This is a genomic window from Aeromonas dhakensis, assembly GCF_002285935.1.
Lineage (GTDB): Bacteria > Pseudomonadota > Gammaproteobacteria > Enterobacterales > Aeromonadaceae > Aeromonas > Aeromonas dhakensis.
This window is the reverse complement of record NZ_CP023141.1, coordinates 4002552-4027781: the sequence shown is the minus strand read 5'-3', so window position 1 is coordinate 4027781 and position 25230 is coordinate 4002552. Positions and strand designations below refer to the sequence as shown.

The 25230-nt window shown below is 64.6% G+C and carries 18 protein-coding genes; 8 read left to right on the top strand and 10 right to left on the bottom strand.

Annotated elements, in window-relative coordinates; translation table 11 throughout:
* Window positions 1-98: 98 nt before the first annotated feature.
* A complete protein-coding gene (gene bioA, locus CK627_RS18655) occupies window positions 99-1373 on the bottom strand; it encodes an adenosylmethionine--8-amino-7-oxononanoate transaminase (RefSeq protein ID WP_095593084.1) in 1275 nt (424 codons plus the stop codon).
* Window positions 1374-1593: 220 nt separating this feature from the next.
* Between bioA and bioB the strand changes: the two genes are divergently transcribed.
* From bioB to htpX, 5 genes are all read left to right on the top strand, one after another.
* A complete protein-coding gene (gene bioB / locus CK627_RS18650) occupies window positions 1594-2682 on the top strand; it encodes a biotin synthase BioB (protein WP_095593083.1) in 1089 nt (362 codons plus the stop codon).
* Window positions 2679-3875 carry an 8-amino-7-oxononanoate synthase gene (gene bioF, locus CK627_RS18645; protein ID WP_095593082.1) on the top strand — a complete coding sequence of 399 codons (1197 nt, stop codon included), beginning with the start codon at window positions 2679-2681 and terminating at the stop codon, window positions 3873-3875. Before bioB ends, bioF begins: the two co-directional genes overlap by 4 nt.
* Window positions 3865-4668 carry a malonyl-ACP O-methyltransferase BioC gene (bioC, locus tag CK627_RS18640; protein WP_095593081.1) on the top strand — a complete coding sequence of 268 codons (804 nt, stop codon included), beginning with the start codon at window positions 3865-3867 and terminating at the stop codon, window positions 4666-4668. Before bioF ends, bioC begins: the two co-directional genes overlap by 11 nt.
* Window positions 4669-4751: 83 nt before the next feature.
* Entirely contained in the window at window positions 4752-5432 is a 681-nt protein-coding gene (bioD, locus tag CK627_RS18635) for a dethiobiotin synthase (RefSeq protein WP_005299037.1), read from the top strand.
* A 112-nt stretch (window positions 5433-5544) separates the two neighbouring features.
* Complete coding sequence (gene htpX, locus CK627_RS18630) at window positions 5545-6417, top strand: protease HtpX (protein ID WP_010634511.1); 873 nt, start codon at window positions 5545-5547, stop codon at window positions 6415-6417.
* A gap of 61 nt (window positions 6418-6478) precedes the next feature.
* On the opposite strand, the gene CK627_RS18625 is transcribed toward htpX, so the two are convergent.
* Both CK627_RS18625 and CK627_RS18620 read right to left on the bottom strand, forming a co-directional pair.
* A complete protein-coding gene (locus CK627_RS18625) occupies window positions 6479-8191 on the bottom strand; it encodes a methyl-accepting chemotaxis protein (RefSeq protein WP_095593080.1) in 1713 nt (570 codons plus the stop codon).
* 219 nt (window positions 8192-8410) lie between these two features.
* Window positions 8411-10225 (bottom strand): MOSC N-terminal beta barrel domain-containing protein, encoded by a 1815-nt coding sequence (locus CK627_RS18620; RefSeq protein WP_095593079.1) that lies wholly within the window; start codon window positions 10223-10225, stop codon window positions 8411-8413.
* Between the two features lie 376 nt (window positions 10226-10601).
* Here CK627_RS18620 and CK627_RS18615 point away from each other — a divergent pair, with 376 nt between their 5' ends.
* Entirely contained in the window at window positions 10602-12248 is a 1647-nt protein-coding gene (locus CK627_RS18615; protein ID WP_095593078.1) for an NAD(P)-binding protein, read from the top strand.
* Complete coding sequence (nifJ, locus tag CK627_RS18610) at window positions 12245-15820, top strand: pyruvate:ferredoxin (flavodoxin) oxidoreductase (RefSeq protein WP_095593077.1); 3576 nt, start codon at window positions 12245-12247, stop codon at window positions 15818-15820. Before CK627_RS18615 ends, nifJ begins: the two co-directional genes overlap by 4 nt.
* Before the next feature lie 72 nt (window positions 15821-15892).
* On the opposite strand, the gene CK627_RS18605 is transcribed toward nifJ, so the two are convergent.
* A complete protein-coding gene (locus CK627_RS18605) occupies window positions 15893-18397 on the bottom strand; it encodes a penicillin acylase family protein (RefSeq protein WP_095593076.1) in 2505 nt (834 codons plus the stop codon).
* Between the two features lie 188 nt (window positions 18398-18585).
* On the opposite strand from CK627_RS18605, the gene CK627_RS18600 reads away from it, so the two are divergent.
* Entirely contained in the window at window positions 18586-19701 is a 1116-nt protein-coding gene (locus tag CK627_RS18600) for a helix-turn-helix domain-containing protein (RefSeq protein WP_095593075.1), read from the top strand.
* Window positions 19702-19777: 76 nt separating this feature from the next.
* Here the strand turns inward: CK627_RS18600 and CK627_RS18595 are convergent, their stop codons facing one another.
* From CK627_RS18595 to CK627_RS18570, 6 genes are all read right to left on the bottom strand, one after another.
* On the bottom strand, window positions 19778-19993 hold the full coding sequence (locus CK627_RS18595; protein ID WP_005299061.1) for an HP1242/YdcH family protein: 216 nt from the start codon (window positions 19991-19993) through the stop codon (window positions 19778-19780).
* 286 nt (window positions 19994-20279) lie between these two features.
* The gene (locus tag CK627_RS18590) at window positions 20280-20870 is read right to left on the bottom strand and encodes a hypothetical protein (protein WP_017766109.1); all 591 of its coding nucleotides are present in this window, start codon (window positions 20868-20870) and stop codon (window positions 20280-20282) included.
* Window positions 20871-20881: 11 nt separating this feature from the next.
* Window positions 20882-22228 carry an MATE family efflux transporter gene (locus tag CK627_RS18585; RefSeq protein ID WP_042007156.1) on the bottom strand — a complete coding sequence of 449 codons (1347 nt, stop codon included), beginning with the start codon at window positions 22226-22228 and terminating at the stop codon, window positions 20882-20884.
* Between the two features lie 146 nt (window positions 22229-22374).
* Entirely contained in the window at window positions 22375-24198 is a 1824-nt protein-coding gene (locus CK627_RS18580) for a SulP family inorganic anion transporter (protein ID WP_095593074.1), read from the bottom strand.
* Window positions 24199-24268: 70 nt separating this feature from the next.
* Window positions 24269-24889, bottom strand: a complete 621-nt coding sequence (locus CK627_RS18575; protein WP_095593073.1) for a nucleotidyltransferase family protein — start codon at window positions 24887-24889, stop codon at window positions 24269-24271.
* On the bottom strand, window positions 24879-25136 hold the full coding sequence (locus CK627_RS18570; RefSeq protein WP_005299077.1) for a GNAT family N-acetyltransferase: 258 nt from the start codon (window positions 25134-25136) through the stop codon (window positions 24879-24881). Before CK627_RS18570 ends, CK627_RS18575 begins: the two co-directional genes overlap by 11 nt.
* Between the last annotated feature and the right edge of the window lie 94 nt (window positions 25137-25230).

The following is a 25230-nucleotide window of genomic DNA, read 5'->3' as shown; positions in this document are numbered from 1 at the left end:
TCTACGCGTCTTGGCGGCCCGGGTCTGGTGTCTTGCTCACATTATGATGAAAAAGATTCAAAAGACCCTGCCTGAGCGGCAGGGGCTGCCTGTCAGGCTCAGAACTCGCCGCTGTGGATGGCGGCGGCGATGGCGCCGGTCAGCACGGTCAACTGTGCCGGGCCGATGACGAAGGGGGGCATCAGGTAGATGAGCTTGCCAAAGGGGCGGATCCAGGCGCCCAGCTCCACGAACTTGCGCTGGATGCGCGCCACGTCCACCCGCTCCTTCATCTCCACCACCCCGATGGCGCCGAGCACCCGCACGTCGGCCACCGCCGGATGCAGAGTCAGTTCCACCAGCTCGGTGCGCAGCTGATGCTCGATGGCACGCACCCGCTCAGCCCAAGGCGAGGCCAGCAGCAGTTCGATGGAGGCGTTGGCCACCGCACACGCTAATGGATTGCCCATAAAGGTCGGCCCATGCATGAAGACGCCGGCCTTCCCATCACACACGGTGCGAGCCACATGCTCGGTAGTGAGCGTGGCCGACAGGGTGAGGTAGCCGCCGGTAAGCGCCTTGCCCAGACACATGATGTCGGGGCTGATGCCGGCCCAGTCGCAGGCAAACAGCTGGCCGGTGCGGCCAAAGCCGGTGGCTATCTCGTCGGCAATCAAGAGCACGCCGAACTCGTCGCACAGGGCGCGCACCCACTGCAGGTAGCGGGGGTGATAGAAGCGCATGCCACCGGCGCCCTGGACTATGGGTTCGAGCACGATGGCGGCGATCTCCTCGTGATGGTCCGCCATCAGGGTGGCCAGCTCCACCACGCAACGCTCGTCCCACTCGGCGTGGAAACGGCAGCTGGGGGCTTCCACGAAATGGTGCTCGGGCAGGAAGCCCTGGTAGAGCTCGTGCATGCCGCCATCCGGGTCGCACACGCTCATGGCGCCGAAGGTGTCGCCGTGATAGCCACCGCGCAGGGCAACGAACTTGGCGCGAGGCGTCCCCTTGGCGTGCCAGTACTGCTGGGCCATCTTGAGCGCCACCTCCACCGCCACCGAGCCTGAATCCGCCAGAAACACCCGATCCAGCCCCTTTGGAGTGATCGCCACCAGCTTGCGACAGAGCTCCACCGCCGGGGCATGGGTCAGGCCGCCAAACATCACGTGGGACATCTTGCCGAGCTGGGCGGTGGCGGCCGCGTCCAGTTCCGGCACCTGATAGCCGTGCACACAGGCCCACCAGGAGCTCATGCCATCCACCAGCTCGCGGCCATCGTTGAGGGTGAGGGTCACCCCCTTGGCACTGGCCACTTCATAGCAGGGCAGGGGATGGGTGAGAGAGGTATAGGGGTGCCACACATGGTGTAAATCGAATTCTTGGTTGGTCATTTGTTGTTCTGTTGTCAATTGGTTTGATCTGGTCGGTGTTGACAGTCTACGCCCGCTCTCTACACTAGCCAACAATTTCAGCCACTTGGCCCTGCGCGCATCCCTGTTCGCCCGGGCCAGGCGGCGGGTTTTGCGCTTCTCTACTTGCAAGGACCTCTTACAAAGACTCTTTGCAAGCAAGGCCGCGCAGGATCCCACTTATAACAATTGGAAGCCATGTATGAATGCTCTCACCGCGGGCGGTCACGCCCTTCGTCACGACTGGACCCTCGCCGAGGTTCAGGCCCTGTTTGCCCTGCCGTTCAACGATCTGCTGTTCCAGGCCCAGACTGTGCACCGTACCCATTTCGATCCGAACGAGGTGCAGGTGAGCACCCTGCTCTCCATCAAGACCGGTGCCTGCCCGGAGGATTGCAAGTACTGTCCCCAGAGCGCCCGTTATCACACCGGCCTTGAGGCCGAGCGGCTGATGGAGGTGGAGAAGGTGCTGGAGCGGGCCCGCGAAGCCAAGGCCAACGGCTCGTCCCGCTTCTGCATGGGAGCCGCCTGGCGCAACCCCAAAGAGAAGGACATGCCCTATATCCTGCGAATGATCGAGGAGGTACGCGGGCTCGGCATGGAGACCTGCATGACGCTAGGCATGCTCACCGCCGATCAGGCGGCGCGCCTCGGCGCCGCCGGCCTTGACTACTACAACCACAACCTCGACACCTCGCCGGAGTTTTACGGCGACATCATCACCACCCGCACCTATCAGGATCGGCTCGATACCCTGGAGCATGTGCGCGGCGCCGGCATGAAGGTCTGCTCCGGCGGCATCGTCGGCATGGGGGAACAGGCGAAAGATCGGGCGGGCCTCTTGATGGCGCTGGCCAATCTGCCGCGCCACCCGGAGAGTGTGCCCATCAACATGCTGGTCAAGGTGAAGGGGACGCCGCTGGAGAACCAGGAGAACCTGGATCCGTTCGAATTTATCCGCACCATCGCCGTGGCACGTATCATGATGCCGGCCTCCCACGTGCGCCTCTCCGCCGGGCGGGAGAAGATGAACGAGCAGATGCAGGCCATGTGCTTTATGGCGGGGGCCAACTCCATCTTCTACGGCTGCAAGCTGCTGACCACCCCCAACCCGGACGAGAACAACGACATGCAGCTGTTCAAGCGCCTCGGCATTCGCCCCGCCCAGCGGGCCCAGAAGCCGGATCAGGTTCAAGAAGAGGAGCTGCTGGCCGAGGTGAGTCGCCAGAGCGAACCCGCCGAGATGTTTTATGACGCCACTCGCCCCCGTGCCGGGGCCGCGCGGTCATGAAGGGCCCCGCAGTCTCGGGCCCCTTCGAGTTGAGCGCAGCGCTGGCCGAACGCGAACAGGCCGGCCTGCTGCGCAGTCGCGTCGCCACCGACGGCGCGAGTGGTGGGCGCCTCAAGGTTGGGGGGGGCGATTACCTCAACTTTTCCGCCAACGACTATCTGGGGCTGGCTGATCACCCCGCCATCAAGGTCGCCTTCCAGGAGGGCATCGAGCGCTATGGTGCGGGCGCCGGTGCCTCGCCGCTGGTGACCGGTTACAGCCGGGCCCACCAGCAGCTGGAAGAGACGCTGGCCGAGTGGCTCGGACTGGAGGCGGTGCTGCTGTTCAACTGCGGCTTCTCGGCCAATCAGGCGGTGCTCAAGGCCCTGCTCGGCAAGGAGCATCTGCTGTGGCAGGACAAACTCAACCACGCCTCCCTGCAGGAGATGGGCAGTCAGCTGCCCTGCAAGATGAAGCGCTTCTGTCACAACGACATGGCGGTCCTTGAGCGGCAGCTTGAGCCAAGTCGAGGCTTGATCGTCTCGGAGGGGGTGTTCAGCATGGACGGGGATCAGGGCCCCTGGCGCGAACTTAGCCAACTGGCCGCCCAGAGCGGCAACTGGCTGATGATCGACGATGCCCACGGCCTCGGCGTACTGGGGCCACAAGGGCGCGGCACCTTGGCGGCCCAGGGGGTGAACTCGGCCGGCGTGCACATCCAGATGGGCACCTTTGGCAAGGCGCTCGGGGTAGCCGGCGCCTTTGTGGGCGGCAGTCGCGAACTGGTGGCGTATCTGGTCAACTTCGCCCGCCACTACGTCTACAGCACCCATATGCCGGCGGCACAGGCCTGCGCTGTCATTAAGAGCATCGAACTGGTGCGCGCCGCTGACGAGGCCCGCGCCCAGCTTGGTGAACTCATCACCCGTTTCCGACAAGGGGCGCAGGCGCTGGGTTGGCAGCTGGGTGACAGCAATACCCCCATCCAGCCGCTGCTGGTGGGGGAGAGCAGTGCCGCCCTGCAACTGGCCGAGCGGCTGCGGGGGCGCGGCGTCTGGGTGAGTGCCATCCGTCCGCCCACGGTACCGGTCGGCACGGCGCGCCTTCGCATCACCCTGAGCGCCGCTCACCGCGCTGAGGACGTGGATCGCCTGCTCGATGTCCTCGGTCCTTGCCCGGCGGACAATGAGAGAGGAGGCACCCATGCTGCATGAGCGTTTTCAGGCGGTGGACAAGGCCCAGCTTGCCCGCCGTTTCGGCGCCGCCGCCCGTCACTACGACGCCCACGCCCGCTTCCAGCAGGAGGTGGGACAGGCGCTGCTGGTGCGGATGAGTGCGGCGGGTATGCATGAGGGGCTGGAAGGTCGTGGGCTCGATCTGGGCTGCGGTACCGGTTTCTTTCTGCCGACTCTGGCCGGGCGCTGCTGTGAGCTGACCGGGCTGGATCTCGCCCCCGGCATGCTGGCCCAGGCGGCCCTTCGCGGCAGCGGCGCCCGCCTGCTGTGCGGCGATGCCGAGCAATTGCCCTTTGCCGACGGGACGTTTGACTGGGTCTTCTCCAGCCTGGCGCTGCAGTGGTGCGAGCGGCCGGCCCAGGCTTTCGCCGAGCTGCACCGGGTGCTCAAACCCGGCGGCCGGCTGCTGTTCTCGACCCTGTTGGCCGAGTCGCTCTGGCAACTGCGTGAGGCCTGGCGCACGGTTGACGAGTGTGATCATGTCAATCGCTTCCTCAGCCTGCCACAATTGCAGCATGCCATCGCCGTCGGCGGCTTTGCCGCCCCGGCGCTGGAGAGCCTGACCTGGTCGCTCGGCTATTCCGAGCTCAACGGTTTGCTGCGCGATCTCAAGGGGATCGGTGCCAGCCAGGTCAATGACGAGCGTCATACCGGCCTTGGCAGCCGTCAGCGCTTGTTGCGTCTGAGCCAGGCCTATGAGGCCCATCGTCAGCCGGACGGTCTGCTGGCCGCCAGTTATCAGGTTTGCCTCGGCCAGCTGATCCGTCGTTAACCGGCGGCCTTGGCCGAGAGAATTGAGCTGCGGGTGCCCCGCCGTATCGAGCCTGGGCACCTGCGCCGTATTGAGGAGTCATCATGGTCAAATCCTTCTTCGTCACCGGCACCGATACCGATGTGGGCAAGACGCTGGTCGCCCGCACCCTGCTGCTGGAGTTCGCCGCGCACGGCATCCGTTGCGCCGGTTACAAGCCTGTCTCCGCCGGCTGTGCCCGCACCCCGGAGGGACTGCGCAATCTGGATGCGGTGCTGTTGCAGGAGGCGGCGAGCCTGCCGCTGCCCTACGATCTGGTCAACCCCTACGCCTACGAGCCGCCCATCGCGCCCCATATCGCCGCCAGCGAAGCGCGCGACGCCATCACCCTGAAGGGGTTGTCGGACGGGCTGCGCCAGATTGAACAGGCGGGGGCCGAGCTGGTGGTGGTGGAGGGAGCGGGGGGCTGGTTCCTGCCACTCGATCGCAAGCACCTGCTGTCGGACTGGGTCAAGCAGGAGAACATGCCGGTGATCATGGTGGTGGGGGCCAAACTGGGCTGTCTCAACCATGCCCTGCTCACCTTCGCCGCCATTCGCAACAACAACCTGCCGGTGGCGGGCTGGGTCATCAACCGGCTGCACGGCTCCATGAGCCACTATCAGGAAAATCTGGACACCCTGCGGGGCTTGCTGCCGGCCCCGTTTTTGGGTGAAATACCCTTTGTAAACAATCCGCTCGAGGCTGATCTGCGCGGGCGACTCGACATTTCGCCCCTGCTCTGAATCCGACATTCAGCGAACATTCATAGAAACTGTCTATTATGCGTGACAGGTGTGACCCGGCCGGCAGCGAACTGGTGACGGGCCACGCATCCATATCTCACAAGGAGTCAATATGAAGCGAATTATGCTATTCCTGGTGACCAACCTGGCCGTCATGCTGGTGCTGGGGGTGGTACTCAATATCCTGTTCTCGGTTCTGGGGATCAACAAGTCCAGCATTTCCGGTCTGTTGGTGTTCTGCGCCGTGTTCGGTTTTGGGGGTTCCTTTATCTCCTTGCTGATGTCCAAGTGGATGGCCAAGCGCAGCTATGGCGTCCAGGTCATCGAGCAACCCCGCAACGAGACCGAGCACTGGCTGGTGAGCACAGTTGCCCGTCAGGCCCGTGAGGCGGGCATCAAGATGCCGGAAGTGGGGATCTACGACTCCCCCGAGATGAACGCCTTCGCCACTGGCGCCCGCCGTGACGACTCGCTGGTCGCCGTGTCGTCCGGTCTGCTCTACAGCATGAGCCGTGACGAGGCGGAAGCCGTGCTGGCCCACGAGGTGAGCCACGTGGCCAACGGCGACATGGTGACCCTGACCCTGATCCAGGGGGTGGTGAACACCTTCGTGATGTTCTTCGCCCGCATCGTGGCCGGCGTCATCAGCAACTTCTTCAGCTCCAACAACGAGGAAGAGAGCAGCAGCACAGGCGGTTTTGCCTACATGATCACCGTGTTCGTGCTGGAGATGGTGTTCGGCGTGCTGGCCTCCATCATCGTCATGTGGTTCAGCCGTCAGCGTGAATTCCGCGCCGACGCCGGCGCCGCCAAACTGGCCGGTCGCGACAAGATGATCGCCGCCCTCGAGCGCCTCTCCCGTGGTGCCGAGCCGCAGCTGGAAGGCTCCATGATGGCGTTCGGCATCAACGGCAAGCGCTCAATGAGCGAGCTGTTCATGAGCCACCCGCCCATCGAGCAGCGCATCGCCGCCCTGCGCGGTTAAGCGTACCGTACCAATGAAAACGGCTGCCTTCGGGCAGCCGTTTTGCTTTGTGCGCTTTGCGCTACAGCTTGAAGTGGGCCATCTCCTGGCGCAGCAGCCGTGACAGCTGCTTGAGCTTGGCCGCCTCCTGGGAGACGTGGCGGGCGGCATCCCCCGACTGCTCGGAGAGGGAGGTGATGTTGCCGACGGTGGAGACCACCTCGTTGGCGGCAGTGGACTGCTCGCGCAGGGTGTGGCTGATCTCCCCCATCAGGCCGGTGAGGTTGGAGGCGTGATCCTGGATGCTGGCGATGGCCGCGCCGGTCTGGCTGGCCAGGCTCACCCCGCGGGAGACGTTGTTGACCGTGTTTTCCATGCTGCGGATGGAGGCGTCCGCCCCGCTCTGAATTTTGCCGATCATGCCGGTGATCTGCTGGGTGGAGGCGGCCGAGCGGCTGGCGAGGTTGCGAACCTCGTCGGCCACCACCGCAAAGCCGCGTCCCTGCTCGCCGGCCCGGGCCGCCTCGATGGCGGCGTTGAGGGCCAGCAGGTTGGTCTGATCGGCGATGCCGCGGATCACCTCGATGATCTCCGAGATCTGCTGGGTGTGGCTGTTGAGATCCGCGATGCTGCTGGCGGCGTTGGAGACGGTGTCCGAGATGCTCTGGATGCTGTCGAGGGTCTGCTTGATGACCCCGGAGCCCTCTTCCAGGGTGTTGGCGGAGATCTTGCTGAGCTCGTCGGCGTGGGTGGCGTTGTCCGAGAGGTGGCTGATGCTCACCACCAGCTCCTCGATGGCGGCCGCCATAGTTTGGGTGCTGGTCTGCTGGGAGGTGGCGAACTGGGCTGTCTGCTCCGCTATCTGGGCGATGCTGTCGGCCGAGCCTGAGAGCTCTTCGCTGGAGTGGGAGACCTGGGCGATGATCCCCTTGAGGGTGCTTTGCATGGTGGCGAGCAGGCCAATCAGGCTCTCCTTGGCACCGGCCGGCACCTTGATCGGCTGGGAGAAGTCCCCCTCGGCCAGGTGGTTGAGATCGCTTCTGAGCTGATCGACCGAGGTGCCGACCAGGTCAATCAGCGCCTTGTAGGTGCGCCAGAGGAAGAACATCAACACCAGGCCGAGCGCGATGAACAGGTAGCGCAGCATGGCGGACTGGCTGGTGGCGTCATCCACCGCCTGCTGGGTACGGGTCTCCATCATGACGTAGAAGTCGTCGATGGGGGACATGATGCGCCCCTTGTTCTGGTGATAGGCCTTGTCATGCATCATGGCTATGGCCTTCTGCTGGTTGGCGGCCAGATCGCCATCGGTCTGCTGCACCAGCTTGAAGGCGGCCACCTCGGTGTTGACCAGGGCATCCGAGTTGTTCTTGGCCTCGTTGAGCTTGGCGAGCTCCTCCTCGGTAAAACCGGTGTCCTTCATCAGGTCGATGAGGCCGCGACGCACCTGGCTGTCGGGCCGCGGGTTCTGGCCGTTGGCGGCGACGAAGTCCCAATAGATGCGGTTGTAGCCCTGCGGCCGGTTCTGTTCCCCGTTGCGAATGGCCAGGATCCGCATGTACTGCTGCTCGTAGGCGGGATCCTTGGTGATCACATAGGTGCGGCCGAGGCGGGTCAGATCGTCGGAGGATTGCCGCAGTTCATCGGCCAGCAGATAGGATTGGTAACGTTGCTGATAGCTCTGTTCCATCTGTTTTCCCGACCAGCTGTAGGCGAAAAACACCAGCGACAGCAGGATCAGGGTGATGACTGAGAGCAGCAGATTGAGCTGAAAGGCGGGTCTGTTCTGTTCCATGGTTTGAGCGTCCTTATTCTCACCGATAACCCCCTTTGTCACGCGGCGAAGGCCGGTACTTCTGTGGGGTTTTATTGTTGTTGCAGTGAGTATAGGAGCGCTCTTCGCTAAGGCTGCGGCGGGTCGGCGAAAAGGTGCGAGAAAGGAGGCGCGAAGGCAAAGGAGGGGAAAAGCGCGGCCGGGAGCGTACCCCGGCCGGATTATTGCACCTCGATCACCTTATTTGATGACGATGTCGGTGAGGGGGACGGCGCAGCAGGTGAGGATCTTGCCAGCGGCTCGCTCGGCGGCGGTGATGGCGGGGGCATCGGGGTGATCCACTTCACCCGCGACCAGGGTCTGCTTGCAACTGCCGCAGATGCCGGCGCGGCAGCTCCAGGGCAGCTCCACCCCTTGCTTGTGGGCCTGATCCAGCACTGTGCCCTGATTGTTGCCGGCAAACGCCTGCTCGCCGATGCGCAGTTGCACCGCCTGATGTGGGCGGGAGAGGGAGAGGATGGCGCCGCCAAAGCTCTCCTGGCGGATCCGTCCGGCCGGCACGCCAAGGGCGGCCAGTCTGGCGGCCGCATCGGCCATAAATCCGTGGGGGCCGCAGATAAACACTTCCCGCTGTTGCAACCCTTTGATCTGTTTGAGGTGAACCTCGTCCAACCGCCCCTTGAGCCCCTGCCAGTGCGTATCGGGCTGGCTCAGGATCAGGGTGAGGGTCATCCCCTGCTGCGCCAGGGCGTGCAACTCGCCGGCGGCGGGAATGTCCGCCTCGCTGCGGCACAGGTGCATGAAGTGCACGTCGCCGAGCTCCCCGCGCAAGGCCAGAGTGCGGGCAATGGAGAGCATGGGAGTGACCCCCGAGCCTGCCGAGAGCAGCAAGAGATTGCGATCCCGGCCCAGATGAAATTCGCCGGCGGGGTTGGCGGCCAGCAGACGGTCACCCGGTTGCAACTGCTGGTGCAGCCAGTGGGAGATGCGACCGCCGCCCACCTTCTTGACGCTGATGCTGTAACGCTCCGGCTGCTCCGGGGTGGAGCTCAGGGTATAGCGGCGCTGCAGGCGCTCGCGCCGCAGACCGAGGCCAATATCCAGGCTGATGGGCAGGTGCTGGCCAGGCAGGTAGTCGGGCAGGGGCTCACCATCGGCCGCCTCGAACCAGAAGGTCTCCAGATCCCGCGCCAGCGGCTCGCGGGCCACGCACACCAGTTCCCGTTTTTTCGGGGCCGCGTTGGGGTAGACAGGTGCGCGGGCGCGCTCCAGCACCTCTATCTCGCTGCCCGCCTCAATCCACCCCTCGTTGAGGGCCACCAGGTTCTGACCGAAGTAGACCTCGCCATCCTCGCCGCGCCGGTAGCGGGTGAGGGTGGCCAGCGGCTCTTTCAGGGCATTGAAGCGATCCGTGCCCGGCTCCACCGTGGTCATGATGCAGCGGCTGCAAGGCTTGGCCACCAGGAACTCCACCTCGCCGATGCGGATCCGCTTCCAGCCGTCCTCCTCGAAGGGGAGGGTGCCGCTCGCCACCAGGTTGGTGCGAAACTGGCTCATCTGGTGCAGCGCGTCGGATCTCAGGTTGAGATCTTCCAAAGACGCCTGGCTTATCAGCAGCAGGGGGTAACCGTCGGCAAAGCTGACCCGGGTGCCGGTCTTCTCCCGAAAGCGGGCAGACTCTTCGCCAAGCCAGAGCAGCTGCACCGGCTCCCCCGCCACCTTGCTCAGCCACGCATCGGCCTGGGCGTGGGTGTGCAGGGCGTTGAAGATGTCTTTCCAGACGCCGGTGGCGCGGGACGCGCGGCTGAACTCGGTCTCTTGCAGGGTGAGCGGCTCGAAGCCCGGATAGCGCAGCTGCAGGCCGCCCTCGATGGGGGGGGCCACCACCTGCTGCAACTGGGGATGGGTGCGGGCCGTGATGAAGCTGCCGTCCGGTTTGACCACCATGTAGCGACGATCCCCCTGCAGCCCCTCTTCGGTGACCAGGGCGCGGGTCAGTGGCATGCCTGCCGTCGACTTGATGGGGTAGAGATGAATGCTGGCGAGTGTTGGCATGGCCGAATCCTTGTGCGATGGCGGTTCCAGTGCAGGAGACAGGCGGGCGAGCCCCGTTCCGTGCAGCAATGGTTGCAGGAATGGCGTTCACCCGGAGTGGCCGACGATGCGGTGTCGCTTGCGGGGCGTGAGCCCGAGCGGAGTTCCTGCAGACGGGCAAGATGTTACACGGGTCACGTTGTGCACTCCATACCCCATAAAGTGCAACATTTTTTGATCCTGATCCGTCATTCAGTACAAAAATCAGTCCATTATCGAGCCAGCTTCCAGTTTCTGACGCTTTCGCTTCTTCCCTCTCCGGCCACCGTCCGCTTCGGTTAAACGGTATCAAGTGCATTCGGATGGGGCCTGTCACCCAAAAAGAAGAAAGCAATGTATGAGCAAACAACTGGATATGACCCCACCGCCGGATCTCTCCCAGAAGACGGGAACAGGTCCGGTCCGTACTCGGCTACCCGTTTGGCGGCCAGCCCTGCCACCCTGCAATCATGCCTGCCCGGCTGGTGAGAACATCCAGGCCTGGCTTGCCCTGGCTGAAGCGGGCCGCTTCGAGGCGGCCTGGCAGACTCTCATCGAAGAAAATCCCCTGCCTGCGGTCCACGGGCGGGTCTGCTATCACCCCTGCGAAAGCGCCTGCAACCGGGCCCAGGTGGATGATGCCGTCTCCATTCATGCCATCGAACGCTTTCTCGGCGACGAGGCGCTGGCCAGGGGCTGGCAGCCTGCAGCCCCCGCGCCCGCCAGCGGCAAGAAGGTACTCATCATAGGCGCCGGCCCCTCCGGCCTCTCCTGCGCCTGGCACCTCAACCGACTCGGCCATCAGGTGGAGATCCGCGAGGCGGGGCCGCTTGCCGGCGGCATGCTGCGCTTCGGCATTCCCGCCTACCGTCTGCCCCGCGAGGTGCTGGATCGGGAGGTGGCCCGCATCGTCGCTGCTGGCGTCACCCTTACCCTCAACCACAAGGTGGAGGACGTGCTCAAGGAGCGCGACCAGGGGGGCTTTGACGCCGTCTTCATGGCCATCGGCGCCCATCTGGCCAAGCGGGTCGACATTCCGGCCCGGGAGGCGGGCAAGATCCTCGATGCGGTGAGCTTCCTCGAGCAGGCCAGTCTGGCCGAAGAGCAGGGCTTGCCGCCCCCCAAACTGGGGCGGCGGGTGGCCATCTACGGCGGCGGCAACACCGCCATGGACGCGGCCCGCACCGCCCGCCGCCTCGGGGTGGAGGAGGCGATGATCATCTACCGCCGCGACCGGGATCATATGCCGGCCCACGCCTTCGAAGCCGACGAGGCCGAGGAGGAGGGGATCAAGATCAACTGGTTGCGCACCATCCGCCAGCTCGACAACACCAATATCGAAGTGGAGGTGATGACCCTCGACGAACATGGCAAGCCGGTGCCCACCGGCCAGTTTGAAACCCTCGAAGCGGACTCCCTCATTCTGGCGCTGGGTCAGGAGGTGGACTTGAGCGTGCTGGAGAGCATCCCCGGCGTGCGGGTCAACCAGGAAGGGGTGGTGCAGGTTGGCGAAAACCTGATGACGGACGTACCGGGTCTGTTTGCCGGCGGTGACATGGTGCCTTCCGAGCGCACCGTCACCATCGCCACCGGTCACGGCAAGAAGGCGGCGCGCCACATGGATGCCTGGCTGCGCGGTCGCCTCTACCACAAGCCGCTCTCCTATCCGCTGGTTGGGCCCGAGCAGCTGCAGCTCTGGTTCCAGACCCACGCCCCCGCCAGCAGCCAGCCGGTCAAACCGCCCTCGGCGCGGGACGACTTTGGCGAGATCATCGGCGGACTGGACGAGACGGCGGCCCGCTACGAGGCGGCTCGCTGCTACTCCTGCGGCAACTGCTTCGAGTGCGACGGCTGTTATGGCAGTTGCCCCGAGCAGGCCATCGCCAAGCTGGGGCCGGGTCTGGGATATCAGGTGGATGCCGAGCGTTGTACCGGCTGCGGTGCCTGCCACGACCAGTGTCCCTGCCACGCCATCGAGTTGCGTCAACCGGAGGAGTCCCTATGAAACACGAACTGATCATGGTTGACGGCAACGAAGCCGCGGCCCGGGTGGCGTATCAGCTGAGCGAAGTGTGCGCCATCTATCCCATCACCCCGAGCTCGACCATGGCCGAACTGGCCGACGCCTGGGCGGCGGAGGGGCAGACCAACCTGTGGGGCAACATCCCTACCGTGGTGGAGATGCAGAGCGAAGGGGGGGCGGCCGGCACGGTGCATGGCGCCCTGCAGGCGGGGGCGCTCGCCACCACCTTCACCGCGAGCCAAGGGCTGATGCTGATGCTGCCCAACATGTACAAGATCGCAGGCGAATTGACCTCGGCGGTGTTCCATGTGGCGGCCCGATCCTTGGCGGCGCAGGGGCTGTCGATCTTTGGCGACCATCAGGATGTGATGGCGGCGCGCAGCACCGGTTTTGCCATGCTCGCCTCCAGCTCGGTGCAGGAGGCGCAGGACCTGGCCTTGATTGCCCACAGCGTCACCCTGCAGTGCCGGGTGCCTTTCGTCCACTTCTTCGACGGCTTTCGTACCTCCCACGAAGTGAACAAGATCACCGCGCTGCACAAAGATGAAATTCGGGCGCTGATCGATAACGACTGGGTGCGTGCCCACCGCGCGCGGGCGCTCAACCCGGATCATCCGGTGATGCGCGGCACCGCCCAGAACCCCGACACCTATTTCCAGTCCCGCGAGAGCGTCAACCCCTTCTACGAGGCGGTGCCGGCGCGGGTGCAGCAGTGCATGGAGAGCCTCGGCGAGCTGACCGGCCGCCACTACCGGCTGGTGGAGTATCACGGCGCCCCGGATGCCACCGAGGTCATCGTGTTGATGGGTTCGGGGGCGGCGACCGCCCGCACCACGGTAGATTGGCTCAACCAGCAGGATCGCAAGACCGGGGTGCTGGTCATTCGTCTCTATCGCCCCTTCCCGGTGCAGGCGCTGCTCGATGCCCTGCCCGAGAGCGTGCGGCGCATGGCGGTGCTGGATCGCACCAAGGAGCCGGGCGCCGGCGGCGAGCCGCTGCTGCTGGATGTGCAGAGCGCCCTCATCGATGGCTTGCAGCGCGGTCTTATCAAGCGGCTGCCGTGGCTGAGCGGCGGTCGCTATGGCCTCTCTTCCAAGGAGTTCACCCCCGCCATGTGCGCGGCGGTGTTCGAGGAGCTGGCATCCGATGCGCCGCGCCCCCGCTTTACGGTGGGGATTGTCGATGACGTGTCGGGCCTCAGTCTGGCCTGGCACCCCATCGGCGATCTGGAGCCTGCCAGCCGGGTGCGGGCGCTCTTCTTCGGCCTTGGTGCCGATGGCACCGTGGGCGCCAACAAGAACAGCATCAAGATCATCGGCGAGCTGGAGGGCTTCCACGCCCAGGGCTACTTCGTCTACGACTCCAAGAAGTCGGGCTCGCGCACCGTCTCCCACCTGCGCTTTGGTCCCGAACCCATCGACGCCCCCTGGCTTATCGAGCAGGCGAGCTTTATCGGTTGCCATCAGTGGGGCTTTGTCGAATCTGTGGATCTGCTGGAGTTCGCCGCCGAAGGGGCGACCCTGCTGCTCAATGCCCCCCATGAGCCCGACCGGGTCTGGGCCGAACTGCCCGAGCGGCTGCGCGCCCGCATCCGGGCTCTCGATATCCGCCTCTACTGCATCGACGGGGATAGGGTGGCCGAGCGCAACGGCATGGGCAATCGCATCAACACCATCATGCAGACCTGCTTCTTCGCCCTGGCCGGCATATTGCCGCGGGACGAGGCGATTGCGCTTATCAAGGAGAGCATCGAGAAGAGCTATGCCCGCAAGGGGCCCGAGGTAGTCGAGCGCAACTTCGCGGCGGTGGACGACACCCTGGCCCACCTCCATCAGGTGGTCATCCCGGCTGGTGAGGAGCAGATCAGCGACTATCCGCTGCCACTGGCTCCCGGCGGCAGCGAGTTTGTCCAGCGGGTCACAGGTGAGATGCTGGCAGGGCGCGGCGATTTGATCCCCGTCTCCATGCTGCCGGTGGACGGCACTTACCCCACCGCCACCAGCCGCTTCGAGAAGCGGGATATCGCCCGCGAGATCCCGATCTGGAATTCGGACATCTGCATCCAGTGCGGCAACTGCGTCTTTGTCTGCCCCCACGCGGCGCTGCGGGCCAAGTTCTACCATCAGGACTGGCTGACGAGCGCTCCAGAGGCTGCCCAGTCGGTGCCCGTCACCGCCAGGGGCTTCCCCGATAGCCGCTACACCTTGCAGCTCTATCCGGAGGATTGCACCGGCTGCGGCCAGTGCGTGCAGGCCTGTCCGGTGCGGGCTGGAGAAGATGAGAGCCATGAAGGCGAGCGCGCCATCGCCATGATGGACAAGGCGCCCCATCTGGCCGGCCAGAAACAGGCGCTGCGTTGGTTCGAGAGCCTGCCCTGGCCTGCTCGCGAGCGGGTGGATTTCTCCACGGTGCGCGGTGCCCAGTTCCTCGAGCCCCTGTTCGAGTTCTCCGGCGCCTGCGCCGGCTGTGGCGAGACCCCTTACCTCAAACTGCTGACCCAGCTGTTTGGTGACCGCATGCTGGTGGCCAACGCCACCGGTTGCTCCTCCATTTACGGCGGCAACCTGCCGACCACGCCGTGGGCCAAGAACGGTGAAGGGAAGGGGCCGGCCTGGTCCAACTCATTGTTTGAGGACAATGCAGAGTTTGGCTTTGGTTTTCGTCTCACCGCCGATCAGCATCACGGTCAGGCAGTGGCAGCCTTGCAGGCGATGAAGGGGGAGCTGGGCGCAGAGCTGGTCGATACCCTGATTAGCGCCCCGCAGCGGCTGGAGTCGGAGATCCGCGCCCAGCGCACCCGGGTGGCGCAAGTGCGCGAGCGGCTGGAAGAGGTGAAATCCGGCAAGGCTCGCGAGCTGCTCTCGCTTATCGATCAGCTGGTGCGCCGCTCGGTCTGGATCATCGGCGGCGATGGCTGGGCCTATGACATCGGCTCGGCGGGGCTCGATCACGTGCTCGCCTCCGGGCGCGATGTGAACGTGCTGGTGATGGATACCGAGGTCTACTCCAACACCGGCGGCCAGATGTCGAAATCGACCCCGCTCGGTGCCGTCGCCAAGTTCGCGGCGGGGGGCAAGACGCTGGCCAAGAAGGATGTGGCCCTGCAGGCCATCGCCTACGGCAACGTCTATGTTGCTCGCATCGCCTTCGGGGCCAATCCGCAGCAGGCGCTGCAGGCCTTGCGTGAGGCCGAGGCCTATCCGGGCCCGTCGCTCATCATCGCCTACAGCCACTGTATCGCTCACGGCATCGACATGGAGTTCGGGTTGACCCAGCAAAAACGCGCCGTGGCTTCCGGCCACTGGCCGCTGATGCGCTACAACCCGGTATTGCGCAGTGCGGGGCAGAACCCCTTCAGCCTCGACAGCCTGCGCCCCTCCATTCCGCTCGCCGAATATAGGCAGGAGGAGACTCGTTATCGGGTGCTGGCCCAGAGCCACCCGGAGGAGGCGCAGCGGCTGATGCAGGTGGCACAACAAGTGGCGTGGCAGAAGTGGGCCACCTACGAGGAGATGGCCACCCGCGAGGCCAGTCATTTCCATCCGCCGGTGTGATGATGGGGCGAAACAGGTATGAGAAAGCGGGCCATTGGCCCGCTTTTTTATGGCTGGATAGAGAGGGTTGACTCAGAGGCTGCTGGTGCGCAGTACCTTGAGGTGCAGGGTACGCTCCAGGTGGGCCGCTATCTCCTGCTCGGTGAAGCGCATGGGTTGCCACTGCTGACGGGCGAACTGCTCGGTCTGATCGGTGAAGTGCGGGCTCTCGGGGTCGTGGGACTGGCCGTAGCTCAGGAAGCGCTCCGCCTTGGGGCCGGCGTCATCGAACTGCAGGGCCAGCACAAAGCTGGAGCCGTAGTTGGCGCGATAACGCAGCTCGGGCTGGCCGTCACCGTCATCATCCAGACTGCGCAGCGTGGTGCCTGCCACGGCCTTGCCGGTCACTATGTTGGCGAGATCCGAGCTGCTGCGCGAAGGCAGGTTGGTCTGCACCATGTTGAACAGCCCCTCGAACGAGTTACCTCCCGGCAGTGCGATGGGGGTCAGCCCGGCCGCTTTTTGCACGAATTGCAGTGCGCCGAGTTCGGCATCCGGCGCGATACCGGCCGCCTGCAACCGCTGCTGGGCCTGGGCCAGCGCCAGCAGGGCCGGGTCTTCATCCGGTGCACCGCTCCAGGGCGCCAGCCCGCGCGGGGTGGTGGCGCCATGGGCCGGATCGAAGGGGATGGCAAACAGGGCATCCTTGATGTCTCTGTGGCCGCTGGTGCGAAACGCCGTCAACCATTCGCGCATCAGGTGAGCTCCCCGGCTTTCAAGCTGATACTCGCCATCCCAGTTGGCGAGCGCGTTGCAGCTCGGCGTCAAGTCCAGCGGGCCGCTGGTCAGCTGGATCTGCGGATGGGCCTGGCAGCGAGCCAGCAGGGGATCTCTGAGCTCACGGGCAAACAGGGAGCCGTTGTGGGTCAGTACCCGTTGCAACGTCTGCAGGGTAAAGCGGCGATCAGCCCCGGTCAGTCCCATGGTGTCGGGGGTGCTGATGAGCTGGGCGTTGTAGCGGGTACGCGGGCTGCGCACTGTCTGCTCCGGCCCATAGAGAATGGAGTATCCCTCCAGCGGGGCCGCCAGGTTGGTCAGCCAGTGGCTGCTGTTGGCGTTGTAGACGTAGTCGCTGCGAGTCTGGCGGGGGGCCTGGCTGAGGGGGACAAGGCCGGGAGCCCGGGTCTGGCCGCTGTCGACCCACTCGAAATCGGGGTCGTTGCCCGGCAACAGCACGCTGCCCTCTCCATCCAGCCAGATGGGGGCCAGTTGCGGCGTCTGGGAGGCGGCTCGCCACCAGGCTTCTGCCTTGGCGCCGAGGCGGGGTACCTGGGTGGCATCCACATAGCTGGCCTGGCCCGTCTTGTCGACGAGCAGGGTATTGACCCAGGGCACCCCCTGATGCTCGGCCAGCGCCTCGAAGAACGCCGGGGTGCTCTGGGCCCTGGCCATGGCCAGCCACTGTTCCAGCATCTTGTAGTTGCCGGCGTTGGCATCGCGGAAGCTGACGGCGCTGCTGCTGGTCCAGCCCAGGGTGGGCGAGAGGGAAGCGAGGTTGACCATGGGGCCGAAGTGGCTGGCATAGACGGTCTGGACATGGGGCTGCAGGCCGCCATCGGCCTGGCGTACCTGTACGGTGATCTCTTTCTGGCTCATCTCCCGCCACTGGTCGCCGTAGCGGTAACGCAGCGGATTGGCGGGATCCAGGGTGAGCTGATAGAGGGTGAAGCGCTTGGACTGGGAGACTGTGTGGGTCCAGCCCAACTGCTCGTTGAAGCCGATCAGGATGGCGGGAAAGCCCATCATGGTGGCTCCGGTCACGTTGAGCTCCCCCGGGATCTGCAGGTGCTGTTCAAAGAATCTGAGCTCGCCATCCCAGGGGAAGTGGGGGTTGCCGAGCAGCAGGCTGTTGGCGTTGCTGCTGCGATCCGCCCCTAGCGCCCAGCCGTTGCTGCCGATCCCCTCCGAGGTGAGCAGCGAGACGGGATCCAGCGCCGGGGCGGGCAGGGCGGTACGTCCCTGTGCACCGGCAGTGGCGGGGGGCTGGGCGCTGGCCATGGCGCCGATGAAGCTGCGGCCGCTGGCCAGTTGGGCAAGATCCAGGTGATAGGCCAGCAACTGGACCGGGGTGATGGGTTCGACCCACTCGGCCCCGCGGCAGGGGGAGGGGTAGTCCGCCGGGCCGGCGCGGCCGGCAAGTGAGTGGTTGAACCCCGCCACATAGCCTTCGACAAGGTCACGGGCATCCGGCGCCAGCTTGCCATACAGGGCCGCGGCCTGGGCTGGCAGGTCGAGGGCGCGATAACCCACGTCGGAGAGCAGGTTGCGCTGCTGCTCCCCCGCGCCCAGCCAGCGGGATTTCTCTCCCCGCAGCTTCATGATCTGCTCGCTCAGGGTGCAGAGGTTCTCCTCGGCATGGGCATAGCCGGTCCCGAAGCCCAGGCTGGCGTAGTCGTTCGCCTTGATGTGGGGAACACCCTGCTCCGTGTAGGTAAGGGTGACGTCGTAGTGGCGAGCGGGATCCGGCTCGCTGCTGTTCTCCTGGCAGCCGGCCAGTACGAGGCAGCCGAGCAGGGGGAGGGGAAAATGGGTTTTCATCCTGGTTCCTTCTGTGGTCCTGACTTGTTATTGTTCTGTTGCTTTTCAGCCGCAGGCGAAGGTATTTAAGCGCAGCCCTTTCGTCCCTGTCGCCTCGCTGGATGGAACCGGTCAATGGTTGGAAAACATAATAAAAACAAGGATAAACAGGTACGGTTCGATGGAGGCGTACCTGCAGGAGGACGCATATGCAGTGGGAAGAAGTGGCCGCCGTGCTCAGTCTGAGCCTGACCGGCATGTTGCTGCTGGCCACGCTCGGCTGGCTGCGGCGCATGCGGCGGGATGCCGCCGCCGGTTATCTGCTGGCTCTGCTCAGCCTGAGCGGCTTGCAGGCGCTGGAGTATCTCTACCACCAGCAGCAGTGGTTTCTGCAGTGGCCTCATCTGCTCAAGCTGGCCGACCCTTTGGTGGTGATGTTGCCGTTCTGCCTGTATGGCTACATCAGGGCTCTGCAGGGGGAGTCGGTGCTCGGTTGCTGGCGTGAGCGGCTGGTGCACGGCTTGCCCATGCTGCTGGTTGCCGCTCTGGCGCTGCCCTACTGGTTGTTGCCGGGGGCCGACAAGGTGAGCTGGATCCTGCTTGGCAAGCAGGGGGATGCGTTGTGGCCCGGGGTGACCCTCTATGGCAACCGCTATCTTGCCTGCATCGCCCTGCTGGGGCTGACCTACTGGTGGCAGCAGCGGCGCCTGGGAGTGGTCAGCCGCAAGCCGGCGCTGCGGGCCTGGGTGGCTCAGCTGCAGGGGCTGCAACTGCTGGTGGCCTTGCTGTTGCTGGTGCGCATCGCCTTGAGCTGGCTCGGCTGGCCGCTCTCTACCGTCTATCTGCAGGCTCCCGTCACCGCCTATCTGCTGCTGCAAGTGCTGGCCCATGCCAGGCTGCCCCAACAGGGCGGCGCGCCTGAGGGGGGCGTGCGCGAGCGCGTCAATGATGCCGCATCGGAACCGGTTCGGGATGAGGGCTTGCGCCCCTTGTTCGAGGCGCTGGAGCGCCAGCTCGGGCGCGGAGCCTATCGGGATCCCGCCCTCTCCCTTGGCAAGCTGGCCGAGGAGTGTGGCCTGAGCCTTCACCAGGCGTCCAGCGCCATCAACGCCTGCTCGGGGGGCAACTTCTACGACTGGCTCAATCGATATCGGGTGGCGGAGGCCAAGCGACTGTTGCAGGAGAGCGACGAGACGGTGGCCTCTGTCTGTTACCGGGCCGGGTTCAACAGCAAGTCCACCTTCAACAGCGCTTTTCGCCGTCATACCGGCCAGACGCCGAGCGAGTTTCGACGCCAGGGGGCGCAAGCGGCCGTCGCCTCCTGATGAGCGGCCAACAAAAAGCCCGGCGTCGGGCCGGGCTGGCAGGATAAGTTGCTTATCCAGGTATTCGTCGAGGCGTCTATTGTGGATGTTGTTTGAGGATGTCGTAGATCTCCTCTTTCAGTTTGAGTTTCTGTTTTTTCAGATCCTTCACCTCGGCGCTGTAGTCGCTGGCGTGATGTTTCTCCAACTTTCTAATCTCCACATCCAGGTCGTTATGCAAGTCAAACTTCTTTTGGAAATGGACATCACTGCTCTTCAGTTTCGAGATGAGCTCTCTGTACTCTGGGAACATGTAATGCGGCCTCCTTGGTTTCGTTTGATTGTGCCTGCAAGACCAAACTACCGCGTCCCCTGCGAGATAAATGTGATCCGGCTCCAATTCGGGACCAATGATTTGCTGCATGCGACGGGCGATTTTTAACTGTTTGAATCACAAGCTGATAAGGCTTTTATCGGTAAGCGGAGAGTCTGAAAAGTGCCGGATGGATCACAATTGTGACGGCCGGATGACAGCCTGGGGCCGCCGGGTGGGCAGCAAAAAGGGGCGCAGGGCCCCTTCTTGGTAACAGGTGTCGCGTTTACTCTTTTTTCTTTTTCTTCTCGGGCAGCGGCTTGCCATCGCGGGCGATCACCTTGCCCACCTCGAAGCCGATTTGCGCCGCCAGCTCTTCCAGGTCCGGTGACTTGGCTTCGTTGCCGATGGCGTACTGATAGTTGGCGATGGAGATCTTCTCGGCCACCGGGGTGCCCGGGACGATGGGCTCGCGCCAGCCCTGACCCACATGGGCCACCAGGGTACCGTTCATGATGAGCTCGCCGACGATCTCCTGGGTGGGGATGCCCTTGCCGTAGGTGAGGCCCTGCGGGTGCTTCTTGCCGACCAGGGGTTCGCTGCTTGCCGGCATCAGCTTGGTGCGGATCAGCCACTTGGGCGACTTGGTCTTGCCCACCGCCTTGCCGGTCTGGTACTCGTTGATCTTGATGGTCTTGATCATCTGGGCCATGAAGTCCTTGGTCAGCGCCTTCTGGGCCTCGCTGGTTTCATCGATGGCGATGGGGGCCACGTACCAGGTCTGGGCCGCCTGCGCCTTGGGGGCGGCGGGGGCGGTTTGCGCCATGGCGAGCGGGCTGAGCAGGATGGCCGCCAACAAGAGTCCTATCTTCTTCATTGTGATTCCGCTTATGTTTCAACAAGAATTTTGTTTTGCCAGCGACGACTGCGCCAGCGCCAGAACATGGCCAGACCGCGCACCCACTCGTCGCAGGCGAGCGCCAACCAGATACCGACCAGTCCATAACCCTGCATGATACCAAGGAAATAGGCCAGTGGAACGGCAATTCCCCACATGGAGAGCAGCGCCATGTAGAGCGGGAAACGGGCGTCACCGGTGGCGCGCAGGGCGTTGATCACCACCAGGTTGAAGGTGCGGCCGGGTTCCAGAATGAGGCTTATCAAGAACAGCTGCGCCACCTGGGTGATGATGTCGGCGTCATCGGTGAACAGGCTGATGATGGTGCGGCCGTTGAGGGCGGCGGCGAGGGCGATGAGCGCGGTGACGACGAGCCCCAGTTTCAGGCTCTTCATCAGCTGGGTGTAGGCCTGCTCGAAGCGGCGGGCCCCCGCCAGATGGCCGATGATGATCTCGTTGCCAAGGCCGATGGAGAGGCCGAACAGTAGGATGAACAGGCAGATCTGGAAGAAGTAGGACTGGGTCGCCAGCGCCTTGTCGCCGAGCAGGCCGACGAAGGCGGTCACCACCATGAACTGCAGCATCCAGGAGAGGTTCTCCCCGGCGGCCGGCAGGCCGATGTGCAGCACTTTGCCCAGCATCAATCGGCTGGGTTTGACGATCTCAGGCAGTTTCAGGTGGATGCCGGTCTTGCGCGCCACCAGCCACACCAGCAGCACCACCCCGACGATGCGACCCGCTACCGTGCTGATGGCGACCCCGGCCACCCCGAGCTGGGGCAGGCCGAACCAGCCGTAGAGCAGCAGCAGGTTGCCGACGAAGGTGATGAGGTTGACGGTCAGGGTCACGTACATGGCCTGACGGGTGTGGCCGTGGGCGCGCAGGGTGGCGGCCAGGCAGAGGGCCGCCGCTTCCGGCAGCAGGCACAGGCCGATGATCTGCAGGTAGAGGGTGGCATCGCTCATCAGGTTGGCGGGCAGGTTCATCAGCGCCAGCATGGTACTGGCGCCGGCGATGACGCCGACGGCGGCCACCAGCCCCACCAGCAGGTTGAAACCGATGGCGGTGTGGATGACGACGCGGGCCTTCTCCTTGTCGCCGGCCCCCAGATACTGGGTGATCACCACGCTGGTGCCGATGCTGACAAAGCTGAACAGGGTGATGGCGAGATCGAACACCTGGTTGCCGACCGCGAGCGCCGCCACCCCCTGATAGGAGACGTGACCCACCATGAAGGTGTTGAGGGCCCCGGTCAGAAAGTGCAGGGCGAGATCGATAAACAGGGGCCAGGTCAGGGAGAAGAGAGTGCCCGGACCTGCGTGGGATTGAGTTTGCATGGGGTGTCCAAATACTGGGGATGGCCCTCGTCAGTGCCATCTGGACGGGCATTTAACACCAAGCGGGTGCGAGGCGCAATCGTGGCGGTGACTAAGAGGGGGAAGAGCGCGCGAGCCCTGCCGCCATGGGCAGGGCCAGCACTGGATCAGGCCGGGGTGGCGCCCGCCTCCTGCTCGCTTGGCAGGGTGAGGCGCGCCGAATCGGGCAGGGCCTCATCCTGGGGCCAGCGCGAGAGGATGGCCTCGGTGGTGCTCTCCACCACCTCGTCGTCCTTGAACACCGGTTCGCGGTAGCAGCGGGTCATGCGCAGCGCCTGATACATGTCGGGGCAGAGGATGATCCCCTCGTCGCCGACCCGGATCCCGGCCTGCTTGAGCCACAGGCTCATCTGGCCGTGGCGGCCGGCCATCACCATGTGAATGCCGCGCCGTTTCAAGTCGCGGTGCAGCTCACCCAGCATGCTCATCACGCTGATGTCCTGGTGGGTGAAGCAGGCCACCGCGTCCACCACCAGGCATTTGGGGCTGTGGGGATCCTGCACCAGCAGCGCCAGCACCCGCCGCTTGAAGTAGGGGGCGTTGAAGTAGGTGAGCGGCGAGTTGAAGCGATAGACCAGGATGCCGGGAATGGCCTTGGCCTGCTCGTTGTCCCCCAGGGTGCGCACCACCCCTTCGTCGTCCATGCCGAGCAACTGGTCGGTGGGGCGCATCACGTTGCGCAGGAACTGGAACAGCCCCAGCAGCACCGCGAGGGTGATGCCCGGAATGACCCCCATGGCCAGCACGCTGATGAAGGTGATGAGCGCCAGCCAGAAGGCGGCGCGGTCGGAGTGACGCAGGGCCCACAGGCCGCGAAAGTCGGTGAGGGACAGAGACGCCATCACCAGCACCACGCCGAGGGCGGCGGTGGGGATGTATTGCAGCGGCGCCGTCAGGTAGAAGGTGACCAGGGCGATGACAGCGGCGGCGATGATGGAGACCAGCTGGCTCTTGCCGCCGTTGGCGTCGTTGACCGCGGTGCGCGAATCCGCGCCGCTGATGGCAAAGCCCTGAGAGGCTGCCGCCGCCAGGTTGGCCATGCCCAGCGCCCGGAACTCCTTGTCCGCATCTATTTCGTAGCCGTTCTTGGCGGCGAAGCTGCGGGCGGTCAGCATCATGGAGACGAAGCTTACCATGGCGAGGTTGAGCGCCGGCAGCACCAGCTCCCGCATCAGGCCGGGGGGAAACTCCGGCATCTGGAAGGCGGGCAGGCCGGAGCCGATGGCGCCCAGGGTGGCGATGCCGAACCGGCCGAGATCGAGCGCCCACACCAGCCCCGCCGTCACCACCATGGCCACCATGGAGGAGGGCCAGGCCGGCTTGAAACGTTTGGCCAGCAGCAGGGTGAGCAGGGCGGTCAGGCTCATGGCCAGGGTGGGCAGATGAGTCTGGGTGATGTAGCTGGCACCGCCGGCGATCCGCTCGATGAGGTAGCGTTCGCTGAAGGTGAAGCCGAAGATCTTGGAGAGCTGGCCCACCATGATGGTGATGGCCACCCCGTTGAGCAGCCCCATCAGGATCGGGCGGGAGAGAAAGTCCGCCAGCACCCCCAGCTTGAAGCGACTGGCGATGAGGCACCAGAAGCCGGTCATGGCGGTCATGGTCATCACCAGCTGCCAGTGGCGGGTGGCGTCCCCGGCGGCCAGCGGGGTCACCACGGCGGCGATCACCGCGCAGGTGGCGGCGTCCGGCCCGACGATGAGCTGACGGGAGGTACCGAACAGGGCGTACACCAACATGGGCAGGATGCAGGAGTAGAGGCCGACCAGCGGCCCCACCCCGGCCAGTTCCGCATAGGCGATGGCCACGGGCAGGGCCACCGCTGCCACCGACAATCCAGCGCGCATATCCGGCATCAGCCAGGCCCGCTGGTATTGCAGCAGGGCGGCGAGGCCCGGTAGCCAGCGTTCGAGTGAGAAGAAGTCGCGCATTATTTAACCCATTGAGTTACAAACAGCTTTTCCTTAGTGTGCCCAAGGTTATCGAAACATTGCAATCAGGTTATGGCCAGTTCACCACCAGGTCAGGCCAGAGCCGTTGCCACTCCTTGGCCTTGACCCGCTCGGTAAAGACCCGGCTCTCCTGGCGGCAGCGCGGGTTGGGATCCACCTGCAGGGACCAGTTGGGGGCAAAGCCGTAGGGGGCCAGCCACTCGAATGAATCGTCTGCCAGCAGCCGGACCCCGATGCAGGTGGGCACCTCCACCCAGTGGCTGAGGGCCGAGAGCGAGCTGGTAAACGGGGGAACTTGCTGGCGCAGATGCATGCGGGCCTGGTTGCGTACCTCCCACTGCTGGCCCGGCATCCTGACGGCGAGCCAGGCTTCGTGATCGGCCTCCGCCAACCCATCCGGGTCGGCGCTATCCAGATAGATAAGGTCGATGTCGTTGAGGGCGGTCGGCGCCGATTTGTGGTGCAGATGATCCCAGATGAGGTTGCGGATAAAACCGGCCCCCAGCGCCCAGTCGGGCAGTGCCAGTTCACGGGCTGCCCAGAGGCAATCCATGCGCTGGTCATCGGCCCGCAGCAGGGCTTCGGTCTGCGCCTGCAGGTCGGCTTCCCGGGCGCTCTGGCGAAGGTTGAACGCTTGCGTGTGGTGACGCGTCTGGGAGTCAGCCGGCATTGCGGCGCAACCAGACGTCGATGTAGCTGCAGCTCGGTACTATGGTGAGCCCTTCCGCCTGGGTCCAGTCGTAGAAGGTGCGGGCCAGCTGATCGGCGATCCCCTGTACCCTGAGCTCGGGCGGGACGAAGGTGCTGTAGGCGTCGATGGTCTTGGCATCGAGCCGCCGGTAACGCAGTCTGGACTCCTTGCCATCCACCACACAGATGAATTGCTGCTGGTTGGCCTGATGAATGATCTCGCTCATGCTTGTTCCTCGGTACGGGGGATGGGGTTATCTGACCATGTCGGCGCCCCTTTGCCAACTGTTCGGGGTCGCTTACACTGCGAGCCCGGCCGGG

Excerpts from the sequence above, each read along its gene's own strand:
- bioF (WP_095593082.1), top strand. The coding sequence starts at position 2,679 with ATGAAGGGCCCCGCAGTCTCGGGCCCCTTCGAGTTGAGCGCAGCGCTG.
- CK627_RS18615 (WP_095593078.1), top strand. The coding sequence starts at position 10,602 with ATGAGCAAACAACTGGATATGACCCCACCGCCGGATCTCTCCCAGAAG.
- bioD (WP_005299037.1), top strand. The coding sequence starts at position 4,752 with ATGGTCAAATCCTTCTTCGTCACCGGCACCGATACCGATGTGGGCAAG.
- CK627_RS18620 (WP_095593079.1), bottom strand. The coding sequence starts at position 10,225 with ATGCCAACACTCGCCAGCATTCATCTCTACCCCATCAAGTCGACGGCA.
- CK627_RS18570 (WP_005299077.1), bottom strand. The coding sequence starts at position 25,136 with ATGAGCGAGATCATTCATCAGGCCAACCAGCAGCAATTCATCTGTGTG.
- CK627_RS18605 (WP_095593076.1), bottom strand. The coding sequence starts at position 18,397 with ATGAAAACCCATTTTCCCCTCCCCCTGCTCGGCTGCCTCGTACTGGCC.
- bioC (WP_095593081.1), top strand. The coding sequence starts at position 3,865 with ATGCTGCATGAGCGTTTTCAGGCGGTGGACAAGGCCCAGCTTGCCCGC.
- CK627_RS18575 (WP_095593073.1), bottom strand. The coding sequence starts at position 24,889 with ATGCCGGCTGACTCCCAGACGCGTCACCACACGCAAGCGTTCAACCTT.
- CK627_RS18600 (WP_095593075.1), top strand. The coding sequence starts at position 18,586 with ATGCAGTGGGAAGAAGTGGCCGCCGTGCTCAGTCTGAGCCTGACCGGC.
- htpX (WP_010634511.1), top strand. The coding sequence starts at position 5,545 with ATGAAGCGAATTATGCTATTCCTGGTGACCAACCTGGCCGTCATGCTG.
- nifJ (WP_095593077.1), top strand. The coding sequence starts at position 12,245 with ATGAAACACGAACTGATCATGGTTGACGGCAACGAAGCCGCGGCCCGG.
- bioA (WP_095593084.1), bottom strand. The coding sequence starts at position 1,373 with ATGACCAACCAAGAATTCGATTTACACCATGTGTGGCACCCCTATACC.
- CK627_RS18585 (WP_042007156.1), bottom strand. The coding sequence starts at position 22,228 with ATGCAAACTCAATCCCACGCAGGTCCGGGCACTCTCTTCTCCCTGACC.
- CK627_RS18625 (WP_095593080.1), bottom strand. The coding sequence starts at position 8,191 with ATGGAACAGAACAGACCCGCCTTTCAGCTCAATCTGCTGCTCTCAGTC.
- CK627_RS18590 (WP_017766109.1), bottom strand. The coding sequence starts at position 20,870 with ATGAAGAAGATAGGACTCTTGTTGGCGGCCATCCTGCTCAGCCCGCTC.
- CK627_RS18595 (WP_005299061.1), bottom strand. The coding sequence starts at position 19,993 with ATGTTCCCAGAGTACAGAGAGCTCATCTCGAAACTGAAGAGCAGTGAT.
- bioB (WP_095593083.1), top strand. The coding sequence starts at position 1,594 with ATGAATGCTCTCACCGCGGGCGGTCACGCCCTTCGTCACGACTGGACC.
- CK627_RS18580 (WP_095593074.1), bottom strand. The coding sequence starts at position 24,198 with ATGCGCGACTTCTTCTCACTCGAACGCTGGCTACCGGGCCTCGCCGCC.